Raw genomic sequence first — 23,591 nt, 5'->3', positions numbered from 1 at the left:
AAACTGAACGATTGTTCACTCGGGAGGGTCGACGTTGACCACAGCACCTGCAGGATTCGATGTTTCAACCATTGGACGATGGATTGAGGACCGGTTCGGAGTCACGGACTTCGACGTCGAAGTCATGTCCATCGGACGTTCGAATCTCACCTTCACCATCACCGTGGACGGACTCCCGCGATGGGTGCTTCGACGTCCACCGCTGGGTCACTCCGGGGGAAGCGCCCACAACGTCTCACGCGAGGGTCGGATCATGGCCGCGCTGGCAGACAGCCCCGTTCCTGTCCCTCATGTCATTGACATCGTCGACGATCCTGAGGTCCTCGACGTACCGTTCGTCTTCATGGATCACTGCCCCGGGTTCGCCATGAATGAACCCGCCGATTGGGCACAGATTCCCGATGGTCCTGGCCCTGGCGACAAGCGGGCTTGCGCGTTCGGCATGGTCGACACTCTGGCGGCGATCCATCGCGTCGACATCGACGAGGTGGGGCTGGGGGATCTGCGCAGGAACGGCGGCCTCATCGAACGGCAGCTGCGACGCTGGCTCGGCCAGGTCGAAGAGATCTCGATGCGCGACATCCCCATCATCCGCGAGGTCCACGACGCCCTCGCCCAGAGAATGCCCGACCCGGCCGGCAGCCCTGTCGGCCTGGCCCACGGCGATTTCAAACCCAACAACATGATCTTCGCCCCCGATGGAGGGGTCAACGCGGTCGTCGACTGGGAGCTCACCGCCGTCGGCGAGGTACTGACCGATCTGGGCTACTTCGTCGCAATGCTCACGGTGCCAGAGGAATACACAAGCATCTGGGTGCCGACCCCCGAGCTCGGCTTCCCGGATTCCGCCGAGATCATCGATCGCTACCAAGAGGTCAGCGGGCACGAGGTCCACGACGTCGACTACTACGCGGCCTTCGCCATGTGGAAGCTCGCGTGCATCCGCGAAGGCGTCTACACCAGGCTGCTGACCGGGAAGATGGGCGACCTCGACCTTGATCCGGAAACCGCCGGCGCCGGAGTCGAAGACCTCGCCCGGCAGGCGATGACACTTCTGGAGAAGTCATGAGCACATCTGAGAACAACGCGACGATCACCACCGACAGCGTGAAAAGCCCCGTTGCCGACAAGCGCGTCATCGTCACCGGTGCTGCCGGCGGCATCGGCGCAGCACTTGCGACCGAGCTCATCGCACGAGGCGCCCGAGTGGTCCTCGCCGATCTCTCCCCCGCGGTCACCGACACGGCTGCGGCTCTCACCGCCTCTGCCCATGCCTGGGTCGGGGATGTGTCCTCGGTGGACGGGATCGCCGATCTCATCTCCTTCGCCGATGACCACCTCGGCGGGGTCGACATGTACTTCGCGAACGCCGGCATCATCGGACCCGCAGGACTCGGCGACTCCGACGGTGATTGGGATGCGATCATCGACGTCAACCTTCGCGCCCACATCCGCGCAGCTCAAGCCCTCATCCCCCGCTGGCAGAAGTCGGGCTCAGGATATTTCGTCGCGACCGCCTCGGCGGCGGGCCTGCTCACCCAGATCGGATCGGCTGCGTACTCGGTGACAAAGCACGCCTCGGTCGGATTCGCCGAGTGGCTATCTCTGACCTACCGCGACGACGGAATTCGGGCCTCGGTCATCGCTCCGATGGGCGTCGACACCGATCTGCTTCGCGCCAGTGACTCCGACGGGCCAGCACAGTCCGCGGTCACCGAAGCCGGCACGGTGCTCACACCCTCAGTGGTCGCAAACGTGGCCCTCGATGCCGTCGAGGTTGAGCAGTTCCTCATCCTCCCCCACCCCGAGGTGCTCGACATGTATCGCATGAAGGGCAGCGACTACGACCGCTGGCTCAAAGGAATGAGCCGCTACCAGAACCGACTCAACGAAGCGACCCGACTCAACGAGGAGACCACACATGCTGGAAACGACTGACCGCGGCCGCGAATACCAGGAGCGTCTGTCAAAGTTCATGGACGACTTCGTCTACCCCGCGGAGTCCGTCTATGCCGAGCAGATGGCGGCGGCACACAGCCCGCACATCCAGCCGCAGATCCTCGAAGACCTCAAGGCTGAGGCCAAGAGCCAGGGACTGTGGAACCTCTTCCACCCCGATCCCAAGTGGGGGCCGGGACTGACGAACCTCGAGTACGCTCCCCTGGCTGAAATCACCGGCCACAGCATCGAAATCGCACCCGAGTCGATCAACTGCAACGCCCCCGACACGGGCAACATGGAAGTCTTCACCCGCTTCGGCACCGATGAGCACAAGGAGAAATACCTGGGGCCACTGCTCGATGGCACTATCGCCTCGGCGTTCGCCATGACCGAACCCGCGGTCGCCAGCTCCGATGCCACAAACGTCGAGATGCGCATGGAACCCGCGGAGGACGGGTTCGTCCTCAACGGCCGCAAATGGTTCGCTTCGAATGGCATGCACCCCCACTGCCGTGTCCTCATCGTCATGGGCAAAACCTCCCCCGACGCCGAGGTGCACCGTCAGCAGTCGATGCTCGTCGTTCCGATCGATGCCCCCGGTGTCACCGTGGTGCGCAACCTGCCCGTCTTCGGCTACCACGATCGGGAGGGCCACGCGGAGATCACCTTCGAGGACGTCCATGTGCCCTCCAGCGATATCCTCAAGGGCGAAGGCGAGGGCTTCGCGATCAGTCAGGCCCGCCTGGGCCCGGGTCGCATCCACCATTGCATGCGTGCGATCGGGGCGGCCGAACGAGCGCTGGAACTCATGGTCAAACGCGCCGAGGAGCGCGTGACCTTCGGTGAGAAGCTGTCGTCTCGTGCCAACATCCAGGATTGGATCGCCGAGGCCCGGATCGAGATCGATCAGGCCAGGCTGCTGACGCTGCACGCGGCGGACATGATGGACAAGCACGGCAACAAGGTCGCCAAGAACGAGATCGCGGAGATCAAGGTCGTCGCTCCGGCCATGGCACTGAAGATCATCGATCGCGCTATCCAGGTCCATGGCGGCGCCGGCGTGACTGAGGACTTCCCATTGGCCAGCATGTGGGCGCACATGCGCACTCTGCGCCTGGCCGACGGGCCCGATGAGGTGCACAAGCGCAGCATCGCTCGGAATGAGATGAAGAAGTACCGGAAGTAGGCGACAGAACAGGCGACCTGGCTGACGAAGTCAATAGTCTTTTCGACACACCATTCAACGATGAAGGAAGTAAAGCGATGAGCACGTGGGCAGACACCCGTCCCTGGCTGAAGACCTGGGGAGATCTCGCGAACAAGCCGTACACACTGGAGAAGTCAACAACGCTGCAGGACCTGGCCACGACGGTTGCCACCCACGGTGATGAGGAGGCCATCAGCTACTACGGGTTCGGCCTGTCCTGGTCGGAGTTCGATCGGTACTCGACGGCCTTCGCCTCGTATCTGGCCGAATGCGGCATCGCTACGGGTGACCGCGTCGCGATCTATGACCAGAACACTCCTGCCTTCATGATCGCCACCTACGGAATCTGGAAGGCGGGTGCTGTCGTCGTTCCGCTCAATCCGATGTATCGCGGAGAGCTGGAGCACATCTTCGCCGACGCCGAGGTGAAGGGACTGATGGTCTCAAAGGCGGCATTCCTCGACCGGGTGGCTCCGTATGCGACTTCCATCCCGGTGGTCGTGCTCAGCGACGACCGCAGCTTCCAAGTCGACGGTCCCGAAGCGATCTTCTCGATGTTCGACGCGCTGCCCGGCACACCCGGTCAGAACCCCGAATCCACCGAGGTGCCCAACCTCCCCGATTTCCAGGCCGTCGTCGAGTCCCGACTGGACACCGATTTCACTCCCGCCATCCCCTCTCCCGAGGACGGCGCGATCGTTGTGTACACCTCCGGGACTTCAGGGAGGTCCAAGGGTGCCGCCGGCACCCACGGGTCCGTGTCGAGTAACTCCCGGTACTGCGTGCGGACACCGACGTTCGAACCCGGGGATGGATTCCTCACTCTGGCTCCGATCTTCCACATCACCGGGTTCGTCTGCCAGTTCATCGCCGGTGTGGCCGGTGGTGCGCGACTGATACTCAACTATCGCTTCGAACCAGGTTCCCTCCTAGATCTCTTCCTTCGCGAGAAGCCGACATATATGGCGGGTCCCGCCACGATCTATACCGCCATGTTGGCCCATCCCGCCGCGTCGGCGCAGCACTTCTCATCCTTCAAGCGGATCATGTCGGGAGGTGCTCCGCTGCCTGAGGGCTTGGTCAATAAGTTCGAAGACAAGACCGGTGTCTACATCGGGCAGGGCTACGGTCTGACCGAGACCTGCGCCCAAGTCGCCACGGTCCCGCCCGGACTGAAGGCCCCAGTCGATCCCGACAGCGGCAACCTTTCCTGCGGTCTGCCGCAGCCGGACACGATGATTCGCATCCTCGATGATTTCGGCGAACCCCTGGGCCCGAACGAGATCGGAGAGGTCGCCATCTCAGGCCCCGAAGTCGTCTCCGAGTACATCAACAATGAGAAGGCCACGGCCGAGCAGATCCCAGGTGGGGAGCTGCGCACTGGCGATGTCGGCTATATGGACGAGGACGGTTGGCTATTCATCATCGACCGCAAGAAGGACATGATCAACGCCTCTGGTTTCAAGGTCTGGCCGCGGGAGGTCGAAGACGTGCTGTACACCCATCCCGCGATCCAGGAGGCAGCGGTCGTCGGCATTCCCGATGAGTATCGGGGTGAGAGCGTTGCTGCGTTCGTGACTCTGCAGTCAGGGCCCGAAGCCGATGAGGTCACCGAGACCGCGATCATCGAGTACTGTCGCGAGAAGTTGGCCTCCTTCAAGGCTCCACGTCAGGTGACCATCATAGACGAGTTGCCGAAGACGAGCTCAGGCAAGATTCTGCGGCGCACTATTCGCGCCGATGCGGTTGCTGCCGCGCAGGAGGCGAAAGCCAGCGCGGTCGGCTCCGACTGATCTGGGCGTCACCGGCACGCTGCCAATGATGTCAGCCGGTCATGGCCGTCGCGTCTGCTCGACGCGGCGGCCGTTTCTGTTCATTGGGTCTGATTGTCTGAGGTGCGAGTGGTTACGTCAGGCTCACGGTCTTCGCTCCACCGAGGCGGGCAAAACGGTCGGGCTGGCAGGTGAGCACAATGACCTGAGCGCTCTTCCCGACTGTGCTCAGGATGACGTTGAGTGCATTGAGGCGCTGCGCATCGGCAAAGCCGAAGGCATCGTCGAGGACCACAGGTGCCCCAGAATCGCTGTCGACGAGTGTCGCCACTGCGAGTCTGCCGATGAGCGCAAGCTGCTCCTTCGTCCCTCCTGAGAGTGATTCGAAGGGCACGGTTCGTTCGTTCACGGTGCGTGAGACGATCTCGAGATCTTCAGAGACCTCAACCGAGAGCCCTTGGCCGAAGACCAGCCTGCCCAAACGCTCGATCTGTTCCTTGAAAGGAGCCACGTACTTCCGCTGGGATTCTTCCTTGTGCTTAAGGACAGTGGAGCGCAGCAGGTCGATTGCCCTCGCCTGACGGTCCAGTCGCGCCTGTTTCCTCTGAGCCGATTCCATAGTCTCTTCGGCGGCCGCGAGCTTTTCGTAGATGCCTTCGCTGGCACGATCGTCGATGAGAGCCGACAGGCGATCGACCTCCTGCCGCACTTCTTCTCGCTGGGCTTCCTTGCTGCCGACGAGTTGCCGCACGTTCTGCAGCTGCATCTCCAAGGTCTCGGGATCGGCTGCCTGATAGGCGGCTTTTGCCTTGTCGACATGCGAGTCCACATTCCTCGCTCGAGCCTCGGCAGTCTTCACTGCCTCATCCAGATCGGCGTCGGAGTCCGTCTTTCGTGCCGCAGCCAGACTGCTCGTCAGTCGCTCGTGCTGGGTTTCGGCTTCTTTCAGGCTGGTCTGGGCTCGTACCGTCTCCACGCGCGCGTCATCTCGGCTCGTGCGAATTCGTTCAAGTTCGACACGTGTGGCATCCAGTGCGGACTGCGCGTCGTCGGCGGTATTCTCGGACTCTGTGACTGCCGTTTCGAGCTCGCTGAGGCTCCTGTCACCAGTTTGGCTGCCCGCTTCGGTGCCGTCTCCAGCTTTTTCATCGGTGCCTGGGCCCGTTCCATCGGCTCCGAGGATCTGCTGTGCGCGGGCGAGCGCGGCTTCGAGCTGGTCTCGCTCGTCGTGGCCCAGAAGCACCTTGAGCGTCGAATCGGCCTCTGCCTTGACCGCTTCTGCATCAGCACGATCATTGGCTCTCGCCCGGGCCTGCACCACGGAGTCGACGTCGAGGCGTTTCAGCTCTGCTTCGAAGGCTTGTTTTGCCGAGGTCAATGCGTTGTCCAGCTCGACGGGAGATGCTCCTGGACGCACGGTGATGTCGGCGATGCCGTCGATCGTGATTCGCACGTCCTTGACCGCGGCGAATTCTCCGGTGACTCCGTCGCCGAGTTCACTTCCGTCGACGCTGATCGGCTGCGAACCGAGCTGTTTCGCAACTATCTGGGCCGCGGCGGAGGTTTTGGCGTTCTCTGCGATCCGCACCTCTGTCTCCAGCGAGCTCAGCGCCTCGACGTCCTTGGTCGTGACTGTGATCGATGCGATCGTCGCCTGGGCCCGGCTCTTCTTCTCATCATGGTCACGAATAGTGTCGAGCCGTCGCGTGAGTTCGGTGAGTTCAGTCTGTGCGCGTGCCTCAGTCACCTCTTTGGCTGCGGCTTTTGCCAGTGCACGTGCCTCGTCGAGTGCGTTCTGCTTCTCTGCGAGGGTCTTCTGCGCGCAGTCGAAGTCGGAGTCCTTATCACTCTGCGTCGTTTCGAGGTCAGTGACCGAGGTCCGAGCAGCCTTCACGGTCTCCTCGGCGGCGGCAACATCGTCAATGAGCTGTGTGCGTCGGTCCAGAGCTTCCCGGGCGATCTGGACGTCACGCTGCGCTGACTTCGCCTGTTCGACTGCCTGGTCGAGCATTGCCTTAAGTTCGGCTACCGCCTTTGCCGCCTGTTCGGCTTCGTCACGGTCAGTCAGTGCCTGTGCCAGCTGGACACGCACAGATTCCAGGCGAGTGGCGGCCCGGGCGTGGTTGTCGACGAGGTCGTCCATCCCGCGGCTGCGTTCACGCAGTTGATCAAACGCAGCTTCGGCACGAGGGACTTCAGCATTCGCGGCTTTGTAGTCACCGGTCACTTTGCCGGACCTGGTGAAGTACTTCGCGTATTCGGCCTCGATCCGGTCAAGGAAGTCGTCGTGGTCGGCGACCTCTACGCCCGATTCGTTGAGTGCACTGTGCAGAGCCTTGATCTGAGCCAGCGGTGCCTGCGCCAGACTCTCCCCCTGTGCCACCTCGAGGGCGACGAGGAGGTCGATGTCGATGGTGTCAGCGAGGATCGAAAGAAACCGGTCGTGCGCATCATCGCTGCTCAGCTGTTCCGGCCTGGGACTGATGACGCTGAGTTCGGTGAAGGGCTGTTTGATCCACCGCTTCCGGTACTTGAGTTCGTAGTCCCCGGTGCTCAGGTGCAGTTCGACTTCGGGTCCGGCATCAACACCGACCGGTTGGGTCTCTTTGACGCTGGCCTTGCGTGAACTCGCTTTGTCCTCGCGCAGATGGGTGATTGCCTCATGGATTGAGGACTTGCCGACCTCGTTGGGCCCTTCGACTACGGTGACGCCATCGCCGAATTCGACGCGAGAGTCGGCAATACCGCGGTAGTTGCGCAGGTGGATGGAATGGAATTTCATGATCCGCTCCTCGCAAATCTATACAGCAGCCCCAGCGCGTCCTGTGCTGCTGTGGCAGTCGAGTCCTCTGCTGCCGCCGATTCCGCCAACTCGTCGAGAGTCTCCTGCATGTATCCGCTCAAGCCGAGGCCGGCGAAGTCCTCGTCGGCAGCGACCACGGCAATGTCCGTGTGCCGTTCCCACAGGGAGACTAGGGCGAACAGGTCTGTCGCGTGGTCGAGGACTTCGTCGAGTCGTGACTTCGCTGCCGTGGACAGGGTTCCCCGGAGGATAAGCCAAACAGCGGTGCTGTCCTTGTTCGGGATATCTGTCAGTCGCTGTTCGAGGCGGCTGACGTCCTCATCCGAGTTCATGTCCTCCTCAACGACGAGGTAGGACCAGCGACCGATGTGCACCTTCTCCACCGAGCTCGCATGGGTCTGCAGATCGATATCGACGAGAAGAACATTGCCCGGATCGTCTTCTCGGCGTGAGGTCACCTCCGGGGCACCTGGATACCAGATGCGTTCGTCCACAGAATGGGTGGCGTGCCGGTCACCGAGTGCGATGAACTGGGCACGGTTTTCTCGCAGCACGGTCTTGAGGCTCTCGGTATCGATCGTGGCCAGAGACTCCCGATCCGGGTCCAGAGTGCTCACGGCGCCGTGACCGGCGATGATGCGCACCTTCCCCGGTGCCACCTCGGCGAGGTTCTGTGTTGTTTGGGCGACCAGGTCCCCTTGGGGACGCTTCGAGAACCACGGGGCACCGACGATCTCGACATCGGGGATGGGCTCGAACGGCTCGCTGTCGCGCAGGACGTGGACGTGGTCAGGCTGACGGGAGGTGAAGGCCGGGGAATCGTAGATGGAGGCGGCGTCGAGGGGATCGTGGTTGCCTGGCAGCAGAACAACGGGCACGGTGAAGGCGCTCAGTGCTTCGAAGGTGCGGGAGATGATGGCTCGGTCGAGTTGGTTGGACTCGAACACGTCACCGCAGACCACAACGAATTCGCAGGACTGTTCGGCAGCGATCTCACCGATGCGTTTGACGGCGTCGAGGCGGGCACGATGAAACCGCGGGCGGGCTTCAGCACTGAGATAGTGCGCCGTCATGCCCAACTGCCAGTCTCCGGTGGCGACGAATCTCATGGGTTCCTCCTTGGCTCTCCCCCATCCTATGTATGCACACCCACCCTACGGACAGGCACTGACATGGAATGTGAGCCAAGTCATCCACGCGTCGATTGACCACGACGTGAGCATGACCAGCCCCACGCTTCGGGCCTGCACCAGTGCTACCACCGCACACCCGTCGTCCACAGTGTCATTCCCGGTCAGTTCACGGCGCTCATCGGTTCCAACGGCTGCGGCAAGTCCATCGTCCTGCGGTCTCTGGCCCGCTTGCATCCGATCGCCTCGGCGATGTCAGCGTCGAATCCGTCGGCTCGACTATTCCCACAACTGCACTCTCTGTGCCGGTGCTGCATCGCCTCACTCACTGCCGGCGGCAGAGCTGCGATCGACAAGGCTCTCACGTTGGCAGGAACGCTCCCGTGCGGACTTCCTGCCGGTCTCATCGTCGCTATCCTCGGCGCCCCTACTTCGTGTACTTGCCTGCGCACTCACGAGCATGCGGGCTTCTGCGGGGTGTGGCGTTGCAAGGTGCGGCGACTGCTGGCGCGTCCACAGCGGTACCCATCATGATCGTTCGCCTGCACTCAGTCTTCCTCTCTCAACGGCATCGCGGCTGGAAGGACGCCAAGGTCAGGCCTCCCACCTGGCGGGACATTGGTGGAATGCCACACCATAAAACAGCCAGCGTTGTGGCATGGCTGATTGAACGGGGGTCGGTTGGGATTTAGTGTGAGCTACAACACCTACCGTAAGGAAGTTCACATGAAGGTCCGTCTCCCCCGCCGAGCGCTCGCGATCGGTTCAGCTCTCGCCCTCACCTTCGGTCTAGCCGCTTGCAGCGGAGGAGACAAAGGAGGAGGTGAGTCGGGCGATACGATCGTTGCCGAGACCGCCTTCAACCTCAAGACGATCGATCCTCACCGGCAGTTCGAGTTCACCGGTTCAACGATCGACAATGCGATCTACCAGACGGCTCTCAAATTCAAGGACGGCGACCTGACCAAGCCGACCGATGGCCTGTGCTCCTACGAGTTGTCTGACAACGACAAGAAGATGACGCTCACACTCAAGGAGAAGGACGCGAAGTTCTCCAACGGCGATCCCGTCACCGTCGACGACATCGTCTTCTCCTTCAAACGTCTGCAGGGACTCAAGGGCAACCCTTCGTTCTTCCTCGATGGTGTCACCGTGAAGAAGGTCGATGACGAATCTCTCGAGCTGATCAGCAAGAGCCCCAATCCGGCACTGCCCTACATTCTGCCCAACTCCTCGATCGGCATCGTGAACTCGAAGGTCGTGAAGGAAAACGACGGCTCCACGGATGCCGACGACGGCGCCGAGGCGTTCCTCAACGAAAACTCCCAAGGTTCAGGCCCCTACAAGGTCGACACCTACAACGCCGACAGCAAGGTCGTGCTGACCGCGAACGAGCACTACAACGGCCCGGAACCGAAGTTCAAGCGCGTTGTCCTGCGCAATGTTGCCGCAGAGACTCAGCTGACCGACATTCAGTCCGGTCAGGCCCAGGTCGCCTTCGACCTCAACGCCGACCAGGTCAAGTCGATCGATGAGTCCATGGGCGAGATTTCGAGTCTGCCGTCGACGCGCAGCCTCTACATCTTCAACAACACCGATGAGAAGATCGGTGGCCCCGCAGCCGACCCGAACTTCCGCAAGGCAGTCATGTCCGCCATCGACTATGACAAACTCATCGACCTTGCAGGCGAAGGGTCACAACGGATGGCCAGCCTCGTGCCCAACGAGTTCATCGGCGCCGTCGACAAGGACAAGGCTCCGGAACGCGACCTCGAGAAAACGAAGAAGCTGCTGAAGAAGGCCGGCTACAACGGCGAAAAGATTCCGTTCCACTACTCGAGTGACCAGGCTGTCAACGGCGTCGATCTGGCCCAGTTGGCCCAGACACTGCAGGCACAGCTGAAGGAAGCAGACATCAATCTCGCCCTCAAACCGGCACCGAGCTCAACCCAGCTCGACGGTTTCCGTTCCGCCAAGCAGCCCATGGGCATCGGCACCTGGGGCGCTGACTTCCCGGATCCGACGAACTACAACGTCTTCACCCCCGGCGGCAGCGTCGCCGAACGCGTCAACTGGGCCAAGGATGCTGACCCGAAGCTGGCGAAGCTGGCCAAGACTGCGGGGAAGGCCAAGGGTGAGGACCGCGACGCCGCCTACGCAAAGCTGTTCCAGGCGACCACGGACACCGGTGTCTGGATCCCGTTGGTCCAGCCGGTCAGCACCATCGCGGTGGGTTCGAGTATCAGCAAGTACGTCTCCAACGCTGACGTCTCATTCGACTTCGCGAAAGCTGAGTGAGAATGTCGGTCACCACTGCCGACAGCACTTCCGCCGATAGCCCGAGCAACGACGAGGCACAGCGCATCAAGCCTCCGCTGCTGCCCCCGCTGCTGCGCTACATCCTCATCCGGATCGGGATCAGCCTCCTCCTCATCTGGGGTGTCACCATTGTGACGTTCCTGCTGACCAACCTGGTCCCCACCGACCCGGTCGCCGCGATCCTCGGCGACCGGGCGGCTGCGGATCCGGAGATCGTCGCTCAGACCCGCGAGCGCCTCGGCTTGGACGAGCCCCTCATCGTGCAGTACTTCACGTACCTGAGCAACCTCCTCCAAGGGGATATGGGTGTATCGAACCAGACCCGGACACCGGTGCTCCAATCGATCGGGCAGGTATTCCCCGCCTCGATCGAGTTGGGCATCGGCGCCATCCTGATCTCGGTCATCATCGGTCTGATGCTAGGGCTGGCCAGCGCCCTCAATCAGAACCGGTTCCTCGACCATGCCATCCGCACACTGAGCCTCATCGGCATCTCCGCCCCGACGTTCTGGATCGCGGCTGTCGGCTACTACGTCTTCTTCTTCAAACTCCGTGTGGTTCCCGGTGCAGGGCGCCTCGACCCGTGGCTCCAGCCACCGCCCAGGGTCACTGGCCTATACACGGTCGATTCCCTTCTGGCGGGGCAGATGTCGACCTTCGTCAACGCCTTCGGGCATCTGATCCTGCCTTCCTGTGTGCTGGCACTGTTCACGATCGGCCTGCTCACAAGGTTCAGCCGCTCCAGTGTCCTCGACATCATCCGACTCGACTACGTCACGGCGGCCAAGGCGAAGGGGCTGCCTGCTCGCACCGTCATCTTCAAATACATCTTCCGCGGCGCCCTCGTCCCCATCATCACGGTGGTCGGCCTGGCCTTCGGCTCGCTCCTCTCGGGTGCGGTCCTCACTGAGACCGTGTTCGCCTGGAACGGGCTGGGCCAGTACGCATTCCGTGGCGCAACGACCCTCGACCTCCCGGTCATCATGGGAGTCGGTCTCGTCATCGGCGTCGTCTACATCCTCGTCAATTTCATCGTCGACCTGATCTACGGCTTCGTGGATCCGAGAGTGAGGGTGCGATGAGCATCAGTTCACCCAAACAGCCACCGACGAACACCGATTCCACCGACGCCGAGGGCCTCGATCGCAATCCTGTCGACCTCGGTGTCAAACGGTGGAAGCTGAGACTCCCGAAGGCGCTGCGCACACCGTTGGGATTCGTGGGAGCAGTCATCCTCGCCATCTGGCTGATCGTGGCGATCTTCGCTCCCCTCATTGCCCCGTTCAATCCGCTCGCGCAGGACTTCACCCGGCTCAGTTCTCCAGGAGGTGAGAACCTGTTGGGCACCGACACCTTGGGCCGTGACGTTCTGTCTCGACTCATCGTGTCTGCCCGCACCACACTGCCGGCAGCCGCCTTCGTCGTCGTCTGCTCTGCAGTGCTCGGATCCGTCCTCGGTGCGATCGCGGGCTACTTCGGACGAGCCGTGGATGAGATCATCATGCGCATCGCTGACCTCGTCTTCGCGTTCCCCACCATCATCCTTGCCATGGTCATCGCGGCGGCACTGGGACCGGGCCTGAAGAACGCCATCATTGCCATCCTCCTCGTCTCGTGGCCTTCCTACGCCCGTGTCACCAGATCTCTGGTGATGTCTGCACGCAACAGCGAATACGTCATCGCGGGCCGGCTGCTCGGCTTCAGCGCCGGCAAGTCCCTTATCCGGGAGATCTCACCGAATGTGCTCTCCCCGGTTGTGGTCCTTGCCACCCTCGATGTGGGCTCGGCGATTCTCACGATGGCCGGACTCTCGTTCCTGTCCCTGGGCGTCGTCCCACCGACACCGGACTGGGGCGCCATGATCAGCGAGGGAGTCTCGCAGTTCGCCGCCTGGTGGATCGCTTTCTTTCCCGGCCTGTGCATCCTCACGATCGTCATGGCCTTCAATTTCATCGGTGACAGTCTGCGCGATGCACTTGACCCGCACACCGCACAGGAAGTGGGAGAAACCAGCTCATGAGCATGATCAGCATCAAAGACCTCAGCCTGTCGGTGTCAACGGGCAAGGAGGAGAAACACATCCTCCGCAATGTCTCGTTCGATCTGGAGGCGGGCAAGATCACCGGCGTCGCCGGTGCCTCCGGTTCGGGCAAGACCCAGACGGGCCTGGCGATCATGGGCCTCTCCCCCGCCGGTGCCCAGCTGACTGGCAGCATCGACTTCGACGGCACAGAACTGGTGGGAATGCCTGCCAAGGTCCACAACCGGCTGCGCGGGGTCCAGCTGTCGATGGTGTTCCAAGATCCTGCCTCGGCGTTCCACCCCATGCTCACCGTCGGCGATCAGATCACCGACCACCTGCGCCATCACAAAAAAGTCTCGAAGAAGGCAGCCCGCGAACGCGCGGTCCACATCCTCGAACGTACCCGGGTGCCGCACCCTGAGGAAGCGATCGGAAAGTACCCGCACCAGTTCTCCGGTGGTCAGCTGCAGCGCATCGCCTTCGCCTCGGCGATCATCTGCGACCCGAACGTACTCATCGCAGATGAACCGACCACCGCCCTCGATGTCACCGTGCAGGCAGGAATCCTGCGGCTGCTGCGTGAACTCTGCGATGACCTCAACCTTGCTGTCCTGCTTGTGACTCACGACTTCGGCGTGCTGTCATCGGTGGCCGACACCATCGTCGTAATGCAGAACGGCTTGGTCGTCGAAACCGGCGATCGCGAACCTGTCATCACCGCACCCAAACACGAATACACCAGGTCGCTCATCGAATCACTGCCCGGAGCGGAGGTCTCACGCTGATGACAACCACGACAACGACCGCGAACACCCCTCGTGCATCCGAGGCGCCGCTGCTCGAACTCGACACCGTCTCCTGCGAATACAAGCTGGGTGGCGGCGGCCGGTTCCGGGCCGTCAGCGACGTCTCACTGCAACTGGGCCATTCGGAAGTGCTGGGACTCGTCGGCGAATCTGGTTGCGGGAAGTCCACACTGGCCAAACTCATCTGCGGACTCGAGAAGACCGCCGGCGGCACCATCACCTTCGAATCCCACCCGGTGAAACCCTTGGGCCTTGCTCGCCGGCCCAAGAACCTGCTGGGAGTCCAGATGGTCTTCCAAAACCCCTACGCATCATTGAACCCGCGCAGACGCATCAGAGACCAGCTCACCGACGCGCTCGCCCTCGACCCGAAGCACAACTGGACCGTCGAAACCCTCCTCGAGGCGGTCGATCTGCCGGCAGACGCCGCCCAGAGGTTCTCCCACTCCTTCTCGGGTGGTCAACGGCAGCGCATCGCCATCGCACGTGCGCTGGCGGCTGGACCCAAAGTGCTTGTCGGCGATGAGCCGATCGCCTCACTCGACGCATTCCTCCAGGCCAGAATCGCGCGGATGATGAGGGATTTGGCCATTGACTCCGGCGCATCGATGATCTTCATCAGCCACGATCTCGCAGTCGTGCGAGAGATCGCCGACAGGGTCGCTGTGATGGAGGCAGGTAAGATTGTCGAAGTCGGTTCGACAGAACAGATCTGGGATGCCCCCCAGCATCCCTATACGAAGAAGCTGCTCGCGGCCATCCCGAAGGTCGACGGCAAGGGGATCATTCCCGGATAACCCTCGCAAGGAGAAGACGAAACATGGTGACATTGCTGCGCGGAGCCGATATCTGCGCCCCGGAACGACTCGGGAAGCAGGACATCCTCATCGAGGGGCAGCAGATCACCTTCATCGGTGACCTACCCGCCGAGGCGTTCGATGGTCTTCCCAACTCCACCGTCATCGATGCCCAGGGGCTGACGGCCACTCCAGGCTTCATCGACCCGCATGTCCACATCGCTGGTGGCGGAGGCGAGGGCGGGTACGCCAACCGCACCCCCGAGATCCTCATCAGCGACATCGTGAGCGCCGGAGTCACCACCGTCGTCGGCTGTCTGGGAACCGACGGTGTGACCCGCAGTCACGCCGATCTCCTCGCCAAGGCCAGAGGGCTGGAGGCGGAGGGCATCTCCACCTATATCTATACCGGCAGCTACCAGGTCCCGGCACGGACGCTGACCGGTGCTGTCGTCGATGATGTCGTCCTCATCGACAAGGTCATCGGGGTCGGAGAGGTCGCGATCTCGGATCGGCGTTCGTTCCAACCCACCGTCGAGGCTCTGGCCGAGCTCGTCAGCCAGTCTCATGTCGGTGGGCTGCTCAGCGGCAAGGCCGGAATCACCCACTTCCACGTCGGTCCATACTCGACCCGCCTTGCCCCGCTGCACCGACTCCTCGACGAGTATCCGATCGCACCGCAGGCCATCTACGCCACCCACATCACCCGGTCCCCTGAGCTCTTGGCCGACGCGGTGGATCTGGCGGCCAAGGGCGCCATCGTCGATATGACGGCCGCGTCCACAACGACGGAATCCCTCAAACGCTACATCGACCTCGGCGGGGATCTCAGCCGTCTCACTCTCTCCTCCGATGCCAACGGCAGCCTGCCGCAGTTCGACTCGGACGGGCGGCTCATCGGCATGGATGTTGCCAAGCAGACGACTCTGTACGACCAGGTGTGGGCGTGTGCCGATATGCCTGGCATGGACCTGTCTCAGGCCATCTCCCTCGTCACATCCAATACGGCAGATGTACTCGGCCTCGAACGCAAGGGACGCCTCCGTGCCGGAGCGGATGCCGACATTCTCCTCACCGACGACAACCACACCATCCAGCTCGCCTTCGCCCAGGGGCGAGAGGTCGTGCGCAACGGCACACCGCAGATCCACGGAACCTTCGAATGAGCCACGAGCACGACACGACGACTCTCACCGACGATGTCAAGGATAAGCGTCCACCCTTGGGCTGGTCACTGGTCCCCCTGGCGGCGATGCTCGTACTGCTGGCGGTGGGCTACGGCGTTCTCGGGCTCGCACCCGAACCGCTGCTGATCCTCTCCGCGATCATCGCCGGCCTGGTGGCACTGCGAATGGGGCTGACCTGGGAGGAGATGCTCCTCGGCATCAGAGAGAAGCTCGACACCGCGATGCCGGCTCTGCTCGTGCTCATCTCGATCGGCATACTCATCGGCACATGGATGATCGCCGGAACCATTCCGATGATGATCTACTACGGCCTGGGACTCATCAGTGCACAGTTCATCGTTCTCATCGCCTTCGTCATCTCCGCAATCGTCTCAGTCATCACCGGAACATCATGGGGTTCGGCCGGAACCGTGGGGGTCGCTCTCATGGGAATCGCCGCCGGCCTCGACGCTCCGTTGGCCGCTACGGCCGGGGCTATCGTCGCCGGCGCATACTTCGGTGACAAACTCTCACCGCTGTCTGACACGACGAACCTGGCTCCCATCGCTGCCGGCACCACCTTGTGGGAACACATCCGGCACATGTTCTACACCACGATCCCGGCCACCGTTGTGGCGCTGGCGATCTACCTTTTCGTCGGCATCAATCAGCAGTCAGGCGGGACCGAGTCGGATCAGATCACTGCGGTCACGGGGACCTTGGACAGCCTCTTCTCCTTCAACGTCCTCTTGCTCCTGCCGATGCTCATCGTCCTCGGCGGAGCGGTTCTCAAACTGCCCACGCTTCCGACGGTCATCGGCTCCTCACTGGTGGCCGGGATCCTCGCGGCGATCTTCCAGAAGGTCAGCCTCGAATCGATCTTCGCCTCCACAGTCGACGGATTCACACCGGATATGCTCGAGGTCGGGTCTTCGACTCTCGAGAGCCTGGACCCCGACGTCGTCGAGTTGGTGTCACAGGGCGGGATGGCATCGATGACCGGTGTCATCCTCATCGCGTTCAGCGCCTTCGCCTTCGCCTGCATCATGTCCAAGTCCGGTGCTCTCGAGACCATCATCCGGTCACTGCTGAAGTTCGTGAAGCGCACAGGAGATCTCGTCCTCTCCACAGTGCTCTCCTGCATCACGATGGCCGTGGTGACCGGCAATTCCTACCTGTCGATCATCGTTCCGGGCGAACTGTTCAAGCAGGCCTACGCTGACCGGGGTCTGGACGCCAAGAACCTCTCACGCACGCTCGAGGACTCCGGCACCGTCGTCGTCCCACTCGTTCCCTGGTCCTCGGCAGGCGTGTACATGGCCGGCGTTCTGGGAGTCTCCGTCCTCGACTACGCGCCATGGGCGGTGTTCTGCTATGTCGGCTTCGCCTTCGCGATCATCCTCGGGTACACGGGAATCGGCATCGCCAAACGCCGCTGAATGATTGCGTCCCGAGTCTGCCCGGAACGACTCCGGCTGCACGACACTGGCTCAGAGTCGTAGCTGCGCCACGCTGATTCACTGCTGTGACCGGCTGCTCCGCTCGCGGGCGCTGAGGTATTCGGTCGGGGTGTATCCGGTGACACGGTGAAAATCCGCTGTGAAGTGCGATTGGTCGAACCAACCGAACAATGCCGCAAGCTCGACAAACGACCGATCCCACCCCTGATCGATCGTCGCTACAGCATCTGTGACACGGGCACGAGTGAGGATCTTCTTGACCCCGACACCGCAGTATTCCTGGAACATTCGCTGCAGCGACCGTTCGCTCATTGCACAGCGCGATGACAGTTCACCGAGGCTGATCACACTCGGGGCCTCGAGGCGATCCAGCACTTGTGCGAACCGGGCATATCCCTCGGTCATCGTCGGGCGCAGAGTGAGCAGCCAGGCCTGAAGCACCTCGGCGGCGGAGTGCAGATGCGCATCGCGAACCTGGTCGACGTCCAGTAGCTCACCGAGTCCCAGTTCCTCATCAATCCCCTGAAACCAGTCGCCGGCTGGCACTGTCGTGTCCCGAATCAGTGCAGGTGCCTCGTTCGCGAACGCCAGTGTTCCGCCGAGGTGGAAGTTGACCCCGATGACACCGCCACGACCGTAGAGACCGACGTCGAATCGACGAGTGGTCACCGGACCGGTCAGCCAGATGCCTGCGCCTGTCGTATTCGCCCGATGGATATCGCCGAACTCCACGGTGAGGTTGATCCCCGGTTCCGATACGGTCGCCGTCTGATAGCGCTCGCCCTCTGGCAGGTCCCAGGTCACCGACCATAAGCGCTTCAACCAGGGACGTAGCCCCTCGGCGACTGCGGCCGGCACTGAATACTGGGCGTGCTGAAGCATCTCCGCCGGTTTGAGCACACGTCCGTAGAAATGTTCGGGAGGAGAATTCCCCGGTGGCGGATTTTTCCTAGCGACGACATCGTCCATGGCACAAGAATGGCAGACATGACTGACACACAGATGAACGAAACCCTTGCCACTGCCTTCACCACCGATGCCACACCGGTCGCGAAATTGGCCATGATCACTCTTGACGCCTCGGATGCCGCCGCACTCGGCGACTTCTGGTCGAAGGTCCTGGGCTGGCCGGTGGCGTATTCAGACGAGAACTATGCCATGCTCACCGGCCCCAGCCATGCGCTGGGCATCGGCACCATCCCCGACTATCAGCGACCAGACTGGCCCGACGATGGTCACAAACAGTTCCACCTGGACCTCGCGGCCGAGGACATCGAGGCTGCTGCCACCCGCTGCGTCGAGCTTGGGGCCGAACGGGCCGATCCTCAGCCCGGCGAGACATGGGTGGTCCTCCTCGATCCAGCCGGCCACCCGTTCTGCATCACCGATGCTGAGAACTGGGGCTGAGGAGTACGCGTCTAGAGCTTCGCCACCCGCACAATGTAGTGGGAGGAGTCGAGACCATCGACGAGGATCGTAGCCGAGTACTTGTCATTGGCGCCGGTGACCACCCAATTGGGTTTGAGGATTCCGCGAGGCTCCCCTACTTCGTCGATGTTCACCCCCATACCCAGCTTCACCGTCTTGAGCACCTTCGTGCGCACCAGCGAGCGAGCCGTACGCCTGACCTCGGAGCTCTCGGGACGGACGCCTGCCTGATCCGAGGATTCGAACGCATCGAGCCACTCTTCGATGGGAACGGCGTGCCCCCGCGGTTCGAATTCGGCGATGAACCCCTTGCCCGAATAGGCATTGACCAGAACGTTCATCCGCTGCCCAGCCACCGGCCCCGCCGATCGCGAACCGGCTGTGGCTGATCCGGGTCGCATCGACGATTCTCTCCGCCGGAAGATGCTGCTCGTGCGCGCATTGAACACCGTCCACCAGAAAGGATGGAACCTGGATCGAACCTCGGCATCGGCACCGGGGAGCTTGCGCCGGAACACGGCGAGCGCCTCGGCGTCGGTGATGTTAGGTGCCATCCTCAGCGCCGTCTCGGGAACGAACGGACGGGGCTGGCTCTGCCCTTCAACCTGTCCGGTGAAGCCGGATTCCGGGTGCTCACGCATCCTTGGGCACCTGCCCGCCCAGGGCATCGTTCTGCCCGGTGAGCATGTGTGCTGGGATGGCACCGATCTTGTCGGTCTCCTTCAGCGCGGCGACGACGTGTGCCGGCACCGGGTGGGACTTCTGCGTGGCCAGAGACACGAGGATGAGTGCCAGGGTTGAGCAGACGATGCCGACTCCCATCGGATCGACACCGGTGACATCGACGAGGCCCGTCAGCTGCCACACGACCGAAGAGACTGTGCCCAGGACCATCGAGGAGAGCGCGCCGGGAACGTTGGCCTTCTTCCACCAGGCGGCGGCAACGTAGACGGGAACGAATGCGGCACCGAGCACGGTTGTGGAGAAGATGACGATCTCGGCCACGGCAGGAGGGTCGTTGACAGCCACGACGTAGCCGATGGCGGCGAGGATGAGGACCGTGAAACGCGAGACCCATACCGACTGGCTGTCGGACATGTCCTTCTTGATGAAGCGTTGGAACAGGTCCTGGCTGGCGATCGTGCCCGACTGCAGGAGCAGCGCATCGGCGGTCGACATGATGGCTGCCATGATCCCGGCCATGACGATGCCCACGGCGAAGTTCGGCAGCACGGTGTCCGCGACTTCGAAGACCGCGAGCTCGGGGTTGTCGAGGTTGGGCAGGATGATGAGCGCCATGATGCCCACGATGTAGGGCGCGGGGATGAACAGGAGGTTGAAGCCGGTGGCGTACATGCTCGCTGTGCGCGCGACCGAGGGCCGCTTCATCGCCATGTGGCTGACGTTAACGTGCGGCCAGCCCATGTAGCCGATGGAGAAGACGAGCACCGCTCCGATGATCACGCCCCATTGGACGGACCCGATGCCCTCGGGGCCCCACATGGTCAGCAGGTTCGGATTGATCTCTCCGACTGCGTCATTGCCGGCAGTCCAACCGCCCACGGCTTGCATGGTGCCGATGAGGATCCAGGTCATGCCGATGAGCATGATGATGGCCTGCACGAAGTCGGTGTAGGCCACGGCCAGGTATCCGCCGAGGAACGTGTAGAAGACGATGACGCCGACGGCGATGAGCAGAGCCCAGGCATAGGGCACGCCGGTGACCATCTCGAGGCCGCGTCCACCGGCGATGAACTGGCTCATGACGTAGAAGAAGATGCAGAACACGGCGACCGGGGCGGCGATCGCGCGGATCCACTTCGAGGGGTACCGGTGCTCGAGGTATTCGATCGAGGTCAGGGAGCCCAGTATCTGAGAGAGTTTGCGCATCCGTCTGCCCAGGATCGACAGGTTGAGGACCCCGCCGCCGATGTCGCCCATCGCATACCAGAGGGAGAAGTAGCCCTTGGTGAAGGCCAGGGAGCCGGCGCCGAGGAACATATAACCCGACATCGACGAGCTCTGCAGGCGCAGCGCGGTCACTGCCGGGCCCAGGCTGCGCCCGCCCAGCAGGAAGCCTTCGCTGCCTTTGGCTCCGATCTTGAGCGTCCACACGCCGATTCCGGCCATGGCGAGGAAGTAGATGATGAGGAACCAGGTTTCGAGATTCATGCCAGTCCTTCGTTCTCAGTCTCCGAACGATGGACGTTCGTCGGGGCGGATGGACCGGAAGGTGCTGTGGTGAGCTGGTCCTCAGCGATGTCCTCGGCCTTCCAACCGCGGGAGAGGTAGACGAAGACAAGCGTGTAGATCACCCATATTGCGGGGATGCCGAAGATGATGACGACTGTTGCCGTCGGAAGGCCGAACATGGAGACCACCTCATTGTGTCGCTGAACAGAACTGATGGGTGCGCCTGGGAGGCGCGACCCCGAGTTGCTTTGATAGCCGCTCGCAGTGTGCGAACGCCGGTGCCGCACTGAAGTGACCATACAACGTTTCCTCAGAGGGATCACAAGCTTCTCAGATTGAGCCATCATGCAGTCGAATTTCGGGCGCGCCCGGAGTCCGCCGTTCGCACCCCTACTCACCAGTGCATTCGTGACATCATTGAATCGACTCAGCGCGGTGCATCCGCTTCGCCTATCGCGACGACACCACCGCTGACGGCCGAGACGGACAGAGCAGCACCGAGACGGACAGAGGGAGCGATACATGGACAGGAACAAGCTCTGGGAACCCAGCGCAGAGAGAGTCAGGGACTCGGAGATCCGCCGGTACCAAGGCTGGTTGCAGGACACCCACGGTGTATCGACGAACTCCTACGACGAGCTCCACCGATGGAGCATCGAACACCTCGACGAATTCTGGGAATCGGTCTGGGAGTACTTCGCCGTCATCGGTCAGCGAGGAGACTCACCCGTGCGCACAGACGAGTCGATTTCGAGCACACGCTGGTTCCCGGGAGCCACGTTGAACTTCGCGGAGAATCTTCTCAGACAGGCCGATTCGACTCCCGACACCGAGGCGGTCGTCGGCCTCCATGAAAGCCGCCCGCGGGAGGCTCTGACCTGGGAGCAGCTGCGTAGGCAGGTCGCCGCGCTGAGCAAGCACCTGCGCAGCCTCGGCATCGGTCCCGGTGACACGGTCTGTGCTGTCCTGCCCAGCTTGGCACAGACCGTCGTCGCCCTCCTGGCCAGCGCCAGCCTCGGCGCGATCTGGTCGGTGGTGAACACCGACTTCGGAGTCGACGGCATCGCGGATCGGTTCGCTCAGATCGAACCCAAGGTCCTCATCACCGTCGATGCACACGAGTTCAACGGTCAAGTCATCGACCAGGTGCCACAGCTGCCGAAGATCCTCGCCGCACTGCCAACGGTGCGCCACCACATCCTCGTCGACTCAGGAGCCCTGGTCAGCTCAGGCGAGGGCTCCCCCATACCCGCGGCCGAGCTCGGCCTCGAAATACCCAGCGTCCGGTTCAGCAAGATCGTGTCTGACCCGGCCGAGCCGAAGTTCGAAATCCTGGACTTCTCCCATCCGCTGTGGGTGCTCTACTCCTCCGGCACGACAGGCAAGCCCAAGGGGATCGTCCATTCCCACGGCGGAATCGTGCTCGAGGCGCTCAAGGCGAATGCGTTCCAGTACGATGTTCGGCCCACCGATCGAGTGCACTTCGCAGTCTCGACGACCTGGGTGGTGTGGAACCTCATGGTTGATGCAATGATGCGCGGAGCCACCATCATCACCTATGACGGCGCCCCGACCTTCGAACGCCCCGACCGCCACCTGAAGATATGCAGTGACGAGGACGCTACCCTGTTCTGCACCGGGGCGGCAGTCCTGTCACTCGCAGCACGCTCGGGAGCATCGCCGAAGGAATCCTACTCGTTGACGAATCTGCGCACGATCATCTCGACAGGCTCACCCCTGCCAACGGCTACCTGGGCCTGGGTCTATAAGCACGTTAAGGCCGACATGCTCGTAGGCTCCGATTCCGGCGGCACCGACATCTCCTCGGGAATCCTGGGTTCGAACCCGCTCGATCCCGTCTACAGCGGAGAGCTTCAGGGCCCCTACCTCGGAGTGGATGCTCGCACCGTCGACGGCGCGGGCACCAGTGTTGAGGGCGAGGTGGGCGAACTAGTCATGGCACAGCCGCTTCCGTCGATGCCGGTGATGTTCTGGAATGATCCGAGCGGAGAGAAGTTCCGCAGTGCCTACTTCGACGACTTCCCGGAGCTTTGGCGGCAGGGCGACTGGGCGACGAAGGTGCCTGGAGGCGGCTTCATCATCCACGGGCGTTCGGACGCGACCATCAACCGGGGCGGCATCCGCATGGGATCGGCCGATATCTGCCAGGTCGTGGATTCGGTTCCGGGCGTACACGAATCGATGGTCCTCGGAGCCGAACTCGAGGACGGAGACTACTTCATGCCGCTGTTCATCGTCCCTGTGCCCGGCACGGAGGTTGACGATGCGCTCAAAACCGAAGTTGTGCAGGCGATCAGGTCACGCGTGTCCCCCCGATATGTTCCCGACGAGATATTTCCGGCCCCCGGTGTGCCCCGCACCCGCACCGGCAAGATCATGGAGGTCCCGATCAAGAGAGTCTTCCAAGGTGGAGATCCCGCTGCGGTGAATCGGACCACGGCCGCCGAGGCTGACATCGTCGAGTGGTTCGTCGACTTCGCCCACCGCTTCGCCGAGAACCGGGGCGCTCGCCCACGCTGAAACGC

The 23,591-nt window shown here is 62.4% G+C and carries 20 protein-coding genes; 14 read left to right on the top strand and 6 right to left on the bottom strand.

Annotation, left to right across the window (positions count from 1 at the left end; genetic code table 11):
• Nucleotides 1–34 precede the first annotated feature (34 nt).
• From AAFP32_RS05510 to AAFP32_RS05495, 4 genes are all read left to right on the top strand, one after another.
• Nucleotides 35–1,069, top strand: coding sequence for a phosphotransferase family protein (locus AAFP32_RS05510; RefSeq protein WP_350270953.1), 1,035 nt, complete (start codon nucleotides 35–37; stop codon nucleotides 1,067–1,069).
• Nucleotides 1,066–1,938: an SDR family oxidoreductase gene (locus AAFP32_RS05505; protein ID WP_350270952.1), complete on the top strand. Its 873-nt coding sequence runs from the start codon at nucleotides 1,066–1,068 to the stop codon at nucleotides 1,936–1,938. The genes AAFP32_RS05510 and AAFP32_RS05505 overlap by 4 nt, the downstream gene beginning before the upstream one ends.
• The gene (locus AAFP32_RS05500) at nucleotides 1,922–3,127 is read left to right on the top strand and encodes an acyl-CoA dehydrogenase family protein (protein WP_350270951.1); all 1,206 of its coding nucleotides are present in this window, start codon (nucleotides 1,922–1,924) and stop codon (nucleotides 3,125–3,127) included. The genes AAFP32_RS05505 and AAFP32_RS05500 overlap by 17 nt, the downstream gene beginning before the upstream one ends.
• 77 nt (nucleotides 3,128–3,204) lie before the next feature.
• Nucleotides 3,205–4,941, top strand: coding sequence for a class I adenylate-forming enzyme family protein (locus AAFP32_RS05495; RefSeq protein ID WP_350270950.1), 1,737 nt, complete (start codon nucleotides 3,205–3,207; stop codon nucleotides 4,939–4,941).
• 112 nt (nucleotides 4,942–5,053) lie between these two features.
• On the opposite strand, the gene AAFP32_RS05490 is transcribed toward AAFP32_RS05495, so the two are convergent.
• Complete coding sequence (locus tag AAFP32_RS05490; RefSeq protein ID WP_350270949.1) at nucleotides 5,054–7,702, bottom strand: AAA family ATPase; 2,649 nt, start codon at nucleotides 7,700–7,702, stop codon at nucleotides 5,054–5,056.
• Nucleotides 7,699–8,832 (bottom strand): metallophosphoesterase family protein, encoded by a 1,134-nt coding sequence (locus AAFP32_RS05485; protein ID WP_350270948.1) that lies wholly within the window; start codon nucleotides 8,830–8,832, stop codon nucleotides 7,699–7,701. Before AAFP32_RS05485 ends, AAFP32_RS05490 begins: the two co-directional genes overlap by 4 nt.
• Before the next feature lie 135 nt (nucleotides 8,833–8,967).
• On the opposite strand from AAFP32_RS05485, the gene AAFP32_RS05480 reads away from it, so the two are divergent.
• The 8 genes from AAFP32_RS05480 (at nucleotide 8,968) to nhaC (ending at nucleotide 17,403) form a co-directional block, all read left to right on the top strand.
• Nucleotides 8,968–9,387 (top strand): ATP-binding cassette domain-containing protein, encoded by a 420-nt coding sequence (locus AAFP32_RS05480; RefSeq protein ID WP_350271455.1) that lies wholly within the window; start codon nucleotides 8,968–8,970, stop codon nucleotides 9,385–9,387.
• Nucleotides 9,388–9,579: 192 nt separating this feature from the next.
• Complete coding sequence (locus AAFP32_RS05475) at nucleotides 9,580–11,151, top strand: ABC transporter substrate-binding protein (RefSeq protein ID WP_350270947.1); 1,572 nt, start codon at nucleotides 9,580–9,582, stop codon at nucleotides 11,149–11,151.
• Nucleotides 11,152–11,153: 2 nt separating this feature from the next.
• The gene (locus AAFP32_RS05470) at nucleotides 11,154–12,254 is read left to right on the top strand and encodes an ABC transporter permease (protein ID WP_350270946.1); all 1,101 of its coding nucleotides are present in this window, start codon (nucleotides 11,154–11,156) and stop codon (nucleotides 12,252–12,254) included.
• Nucleotides 12,251–13,192: an ABC transporter permease gene (locus tag AAFP32_RS05465; protein ID WP_350270945.1), complete on the top strand. Its 942-nt coding sequence runs from the start codon at nucleotides 12,251–12,253 to the stop codon at nucleotides 13,190–13,192. Before AAFP32_RS05470 ends, AAFP32_RS05465 begins: the two co-directional genes overlap by 4 nt.
• A complete protein-coding gene (locus AAFP32_RS05460) occupies nucleotides 13,189–13,980 on the top strand; it encodes an ABC transporter ATP-binding protein (RefSeq protein WP_350270944.1) in 792 nt (263 codons plus the stop codon). The genes AAFP32_RS05465 and AAFP32_RS05460 overlap by 4 nt, the downstream gene beginning before the upstream one ends.
• Nucleotides 13,980–14,798 carry an ABC transporter ATP-binding protein gene (locus tag AAFP32_RS05455; protein ID WP_350270943.1) on the top strand — a complete coding sequence of 273 codons (819 nt, stop codon included), beginning with the start codon at nucleotides 13,980–13,982 and terminating at the stop codon, nucleotides 14,796–14,798. Before AAFP32_RS05460 ends, AAFP32_RS05455 begins: the two co-directional genes overlap by 1 nt.
• Nucleotides 14,799–14,821: 23 nt before the next feature.
• Complete coding sequence (gene iadA / locus AAFP32_RS05450) at nucleotides 14,822–15,964, top strand: beta-aspartyl-peptidase (RefSeq protein WP_350270942.1); 1,143 nt, start codon at nucleotides 14,822–14,824, stop codon at nucleotides 15,962–15,964.
• Nucleotides 15,961–17,403, top strand: a complete 1,443-nt coding sequence (gene nhaC / locus AAFP32_RS05445; RefSeq protein WP_350270941.1) for a Na+/H+ antiporter NhaC — start codon at nucleotides 15,961–15,963, stop codon at nucleotides 17,401–17,403. The genes iadA and nhaC overlap by 4 nt, the downstream gene beginning before the upstream one ends.
• Before the next feature lie 78 nt (nucleotides 17,404–17,481).
• Here the strand turns inward: nhaC and AAFP32_RS05440 are convergent, their stop codons facing one another.
• Nucleotides 17,482–18,393 carry a helix-turn-helix transcriptional regulator gene (locus AAFP32_RS05440; RefSeq protein ID WP_350270940.1) on the bottom strand — a complete coding sequence of 304 codons (912 nt, stop codon included), beginning with the start codon at nucleotides 18,391–18,393 and terminating at the stop codon, nucleotides 17,482–17,484.
• Nucleotides 18,394–18,411: 18 nt separating this feature from the next.
• On the opposite strand from AAFP32_RS05440, the gene AAFP32_RS05435 reads away from it, so the two are divergent.
• Nucleotides 18,412–18,831, top strand: coding sequence for a VOC family protein (locus AAFP32_RS05435; RefSeq protein WP_350270939.1), 420 nt, complete (start codon nucleotides 18,412–18,414; stop codon nucleotides 18,829–18,831).
• Nucleotides 18,832–18,842: 11 nt separating this feature from the next.
• On the opposite strand, the gene AAFP32_RS05430 is transcribed toward AAFP32_RS05435, so the two are convergent.
• The 3 genes from AAFP32_RS05430 to AAFP32_RS05420 are packed head-to-tail and all read right to left on the bottom strand — an operon-like array spanning nucleotide 18,843 to nucleotide 21,224.
• Entirely contained in the window at nucleotides 18,843–19,493 is a 651-nt protein-coding gene (locus AAFP32_RS05430; RefSeq protein ID WP_350270938.1) for a hypothetical protein, read from the bottom strand.
• Nucleotides 19,486–21,024 (bottom strand): sodium/proline symporter, encoded by a 1,539-nt coding sequence (locus AAFP32_RS05425; RefSeq protein ID WP_350270937.1) that lies wholly within the window; start codon nucleotides 21,022–21,024, stop codon nucleotides 19,486–19,488. The genes AAFP32_RS05430 and AAFP32_RS05425 overlap by 8 nt, the downstream gene beginning before the upstream one ends.
• A complete protein-coding gene (locus AAFP32_RS05420) occupies nucleotides 21,021–21,224 on the bottom strand; it encodes a hypothetical protein (RefSeq protein ID WP_350270936.1) in 204 nt (67 codons plus the stop codon). Before AAFP32_RS05420 ends, AAFP32_RS05425 begins: the two co-directional genes overlap by 4 nt.
• A gap of 343 nt (nucleotides 21,225–21,567) precedes the next feature.
• Between AAFP32_RS05420 and AAFP32_RS05415 the strand changes: the two genes are divergently transcribed.
• Nucleotides 21,568–23,586, top strand: a complete 2,019-nt coding sequence (locus tag AAFP32_RS05415) for an acetoacetate--CoA ligase (RefSeq protein ID WP_350270935.1) — start codon at nucleotides 21,568–21,570, stop codon at nucleotides 23,584–23,586.
• The last annotated feature ends 5 nt before the right edge of the window (nucleotides 23,587–23,591 follow it).

It is taken from the genome of Brevibacterium sp. CBA3109, from assembly GCF_040256645.1.
Lineage (GTDB): Bacteria > Actinomycetota > Actinomycetes > Actinomycetales > Brevibacteriaceae > Brevibacterium > Brevibacterium koreense.
The sequence above is the reverse complement of the archived record's forward strand: the minus strand, read 5'-3'. Positions and strand labels throughout refer to the sequence as shown.

Excerpts from the sequence above, each read along its gene's own strand:
- AAFP32_RS05505 (WP_350270952.1), top strand. The coding sequence starts at position 1,066 with ATGAGCACATCTGAGAACAACGCGACGATCACCACCGACAGCGTGAAA.
- AAFP32_RS05500 (WP_350270951.1), top strand. The coding sequence starts at position 1,922 with ATGCTGGAAACGACTGACCGCGGCCGCGAATACCAGGAGCGTCTGTCA.
- AAFP32_RS05495 (WP_350270950.1), top strand. The coding sequence starts at position 3,205 with ATGAGCACGTGGGCAGACACCCGTCCCTGGCTGAAGACCTGGGGAGAT.
- AAFP32_RS05490 (WP_350270949.1), bottom strand. The coding sequence starts at position 7,702 with ATGAAATTCCATTCCATCCACCTGCGCAACTACCGCGGTATTGCCGAC.
- AAFP32_RS05485 (WP_350270948.1), bottom strand. The coding sequence starts at position 8,832 with ATGAGATTCGTCGCCACCGGAGACTGGCAGTTGGGCATGACGGCGCAC.
- AAFP32_RS05475 (WP_350270947.1), top strand. The coding sequence starts at position 9,580 with ATGAAGGTCCGTCTCCCCCGCCGAGCGCTCGCGATCGGTTCAGCTCTC.
- AAFP32_RS05470 (WP_350270946.1), top strand. The coding sequence starts at position 11,154 with ATGTCGGTCACCACTGCCGACAGCACTTCCGCCGATAGCCCGAGCAAC.
- AAFP32_RS05465 (WP_350270945.1), top strand. The coding sequence starts at position 12,251 with ATGAGCATCAGTTCACCCAAACAGCCACCGACGAACACCGATTCCACC.
- AAFP32_RS05460 (WP_350270944.1), top strand. The coding sequence starts at position 13,189 with ATGAGCATGATCAGCATCAAAGACCTCAGCCTGTCGGTGTCAACGGGC.
- AAFP32_RS05455 (WP_350270943.1), top strand. The coding sequence starts at position 13,980 with ATGACAACCACGACAACGACCGCGAACACCCCTCGTGCATCCGAGGCG.
- iadA (WP_350270942.1), top strand. The coding sequence starts at position 14,822 with ATGGTGACATTGCTGCGCGGAGCCGATATCTGCGCCCCGGAACGACTC.
- nhaC (WP_350270941.1), top strand. The coding sequence starts at position 15,961 with ATGAGCCACGAGCACGACACGACGACTCTCACCGACGATGTCAAGGAT.
- AAFP32_RS05440 (WP_350270940.1), bottom strand. The coding sequence starts at position 18,393 with ATGGACGATGTCGTCGCTAGGAAAAATCCGCCACCGGGGAATTCTCCT.
- AAFP32_RS05435 (WP_350270939.1), top strand. The coding sequence starts at position 18,412 with ATGACTGACACACAGATGAACGAAACCCTTGCCACTGCCTTCACCACC.
- AAFP32_RS05430 (WP_350270938.1), bottom strand. The coding sequence starts at position 19,493 with ATGCGTGAGCACCCGGAATCCGGCTTCACCGGACAGGTTGAAGGGCAG.
- AAFP32_RS05425 (WP_350270937.1), bottom strand. The coding sequence starts at position 21,024 with ATGAATCTCGAAACCTGGTTCCTCATCATCTACTTCCTCGCCATGGCC.
- AAFP32_RS05420 (WP_350270936.1), bottom strand. The coding sequence starts at position 21,224 with ATGTTCGGCCTTCCGACGGCAACAGTCGTCATCATCTTCGGCATCCCC.
- AAFP32_RS05415 (WP_350270935.1), top strand. The coding sequence starts at position 21,568 with ATGGACAGGAACAAGCTCTGGGAACCCAGCGCAGAGAGAGTCAGGGAC.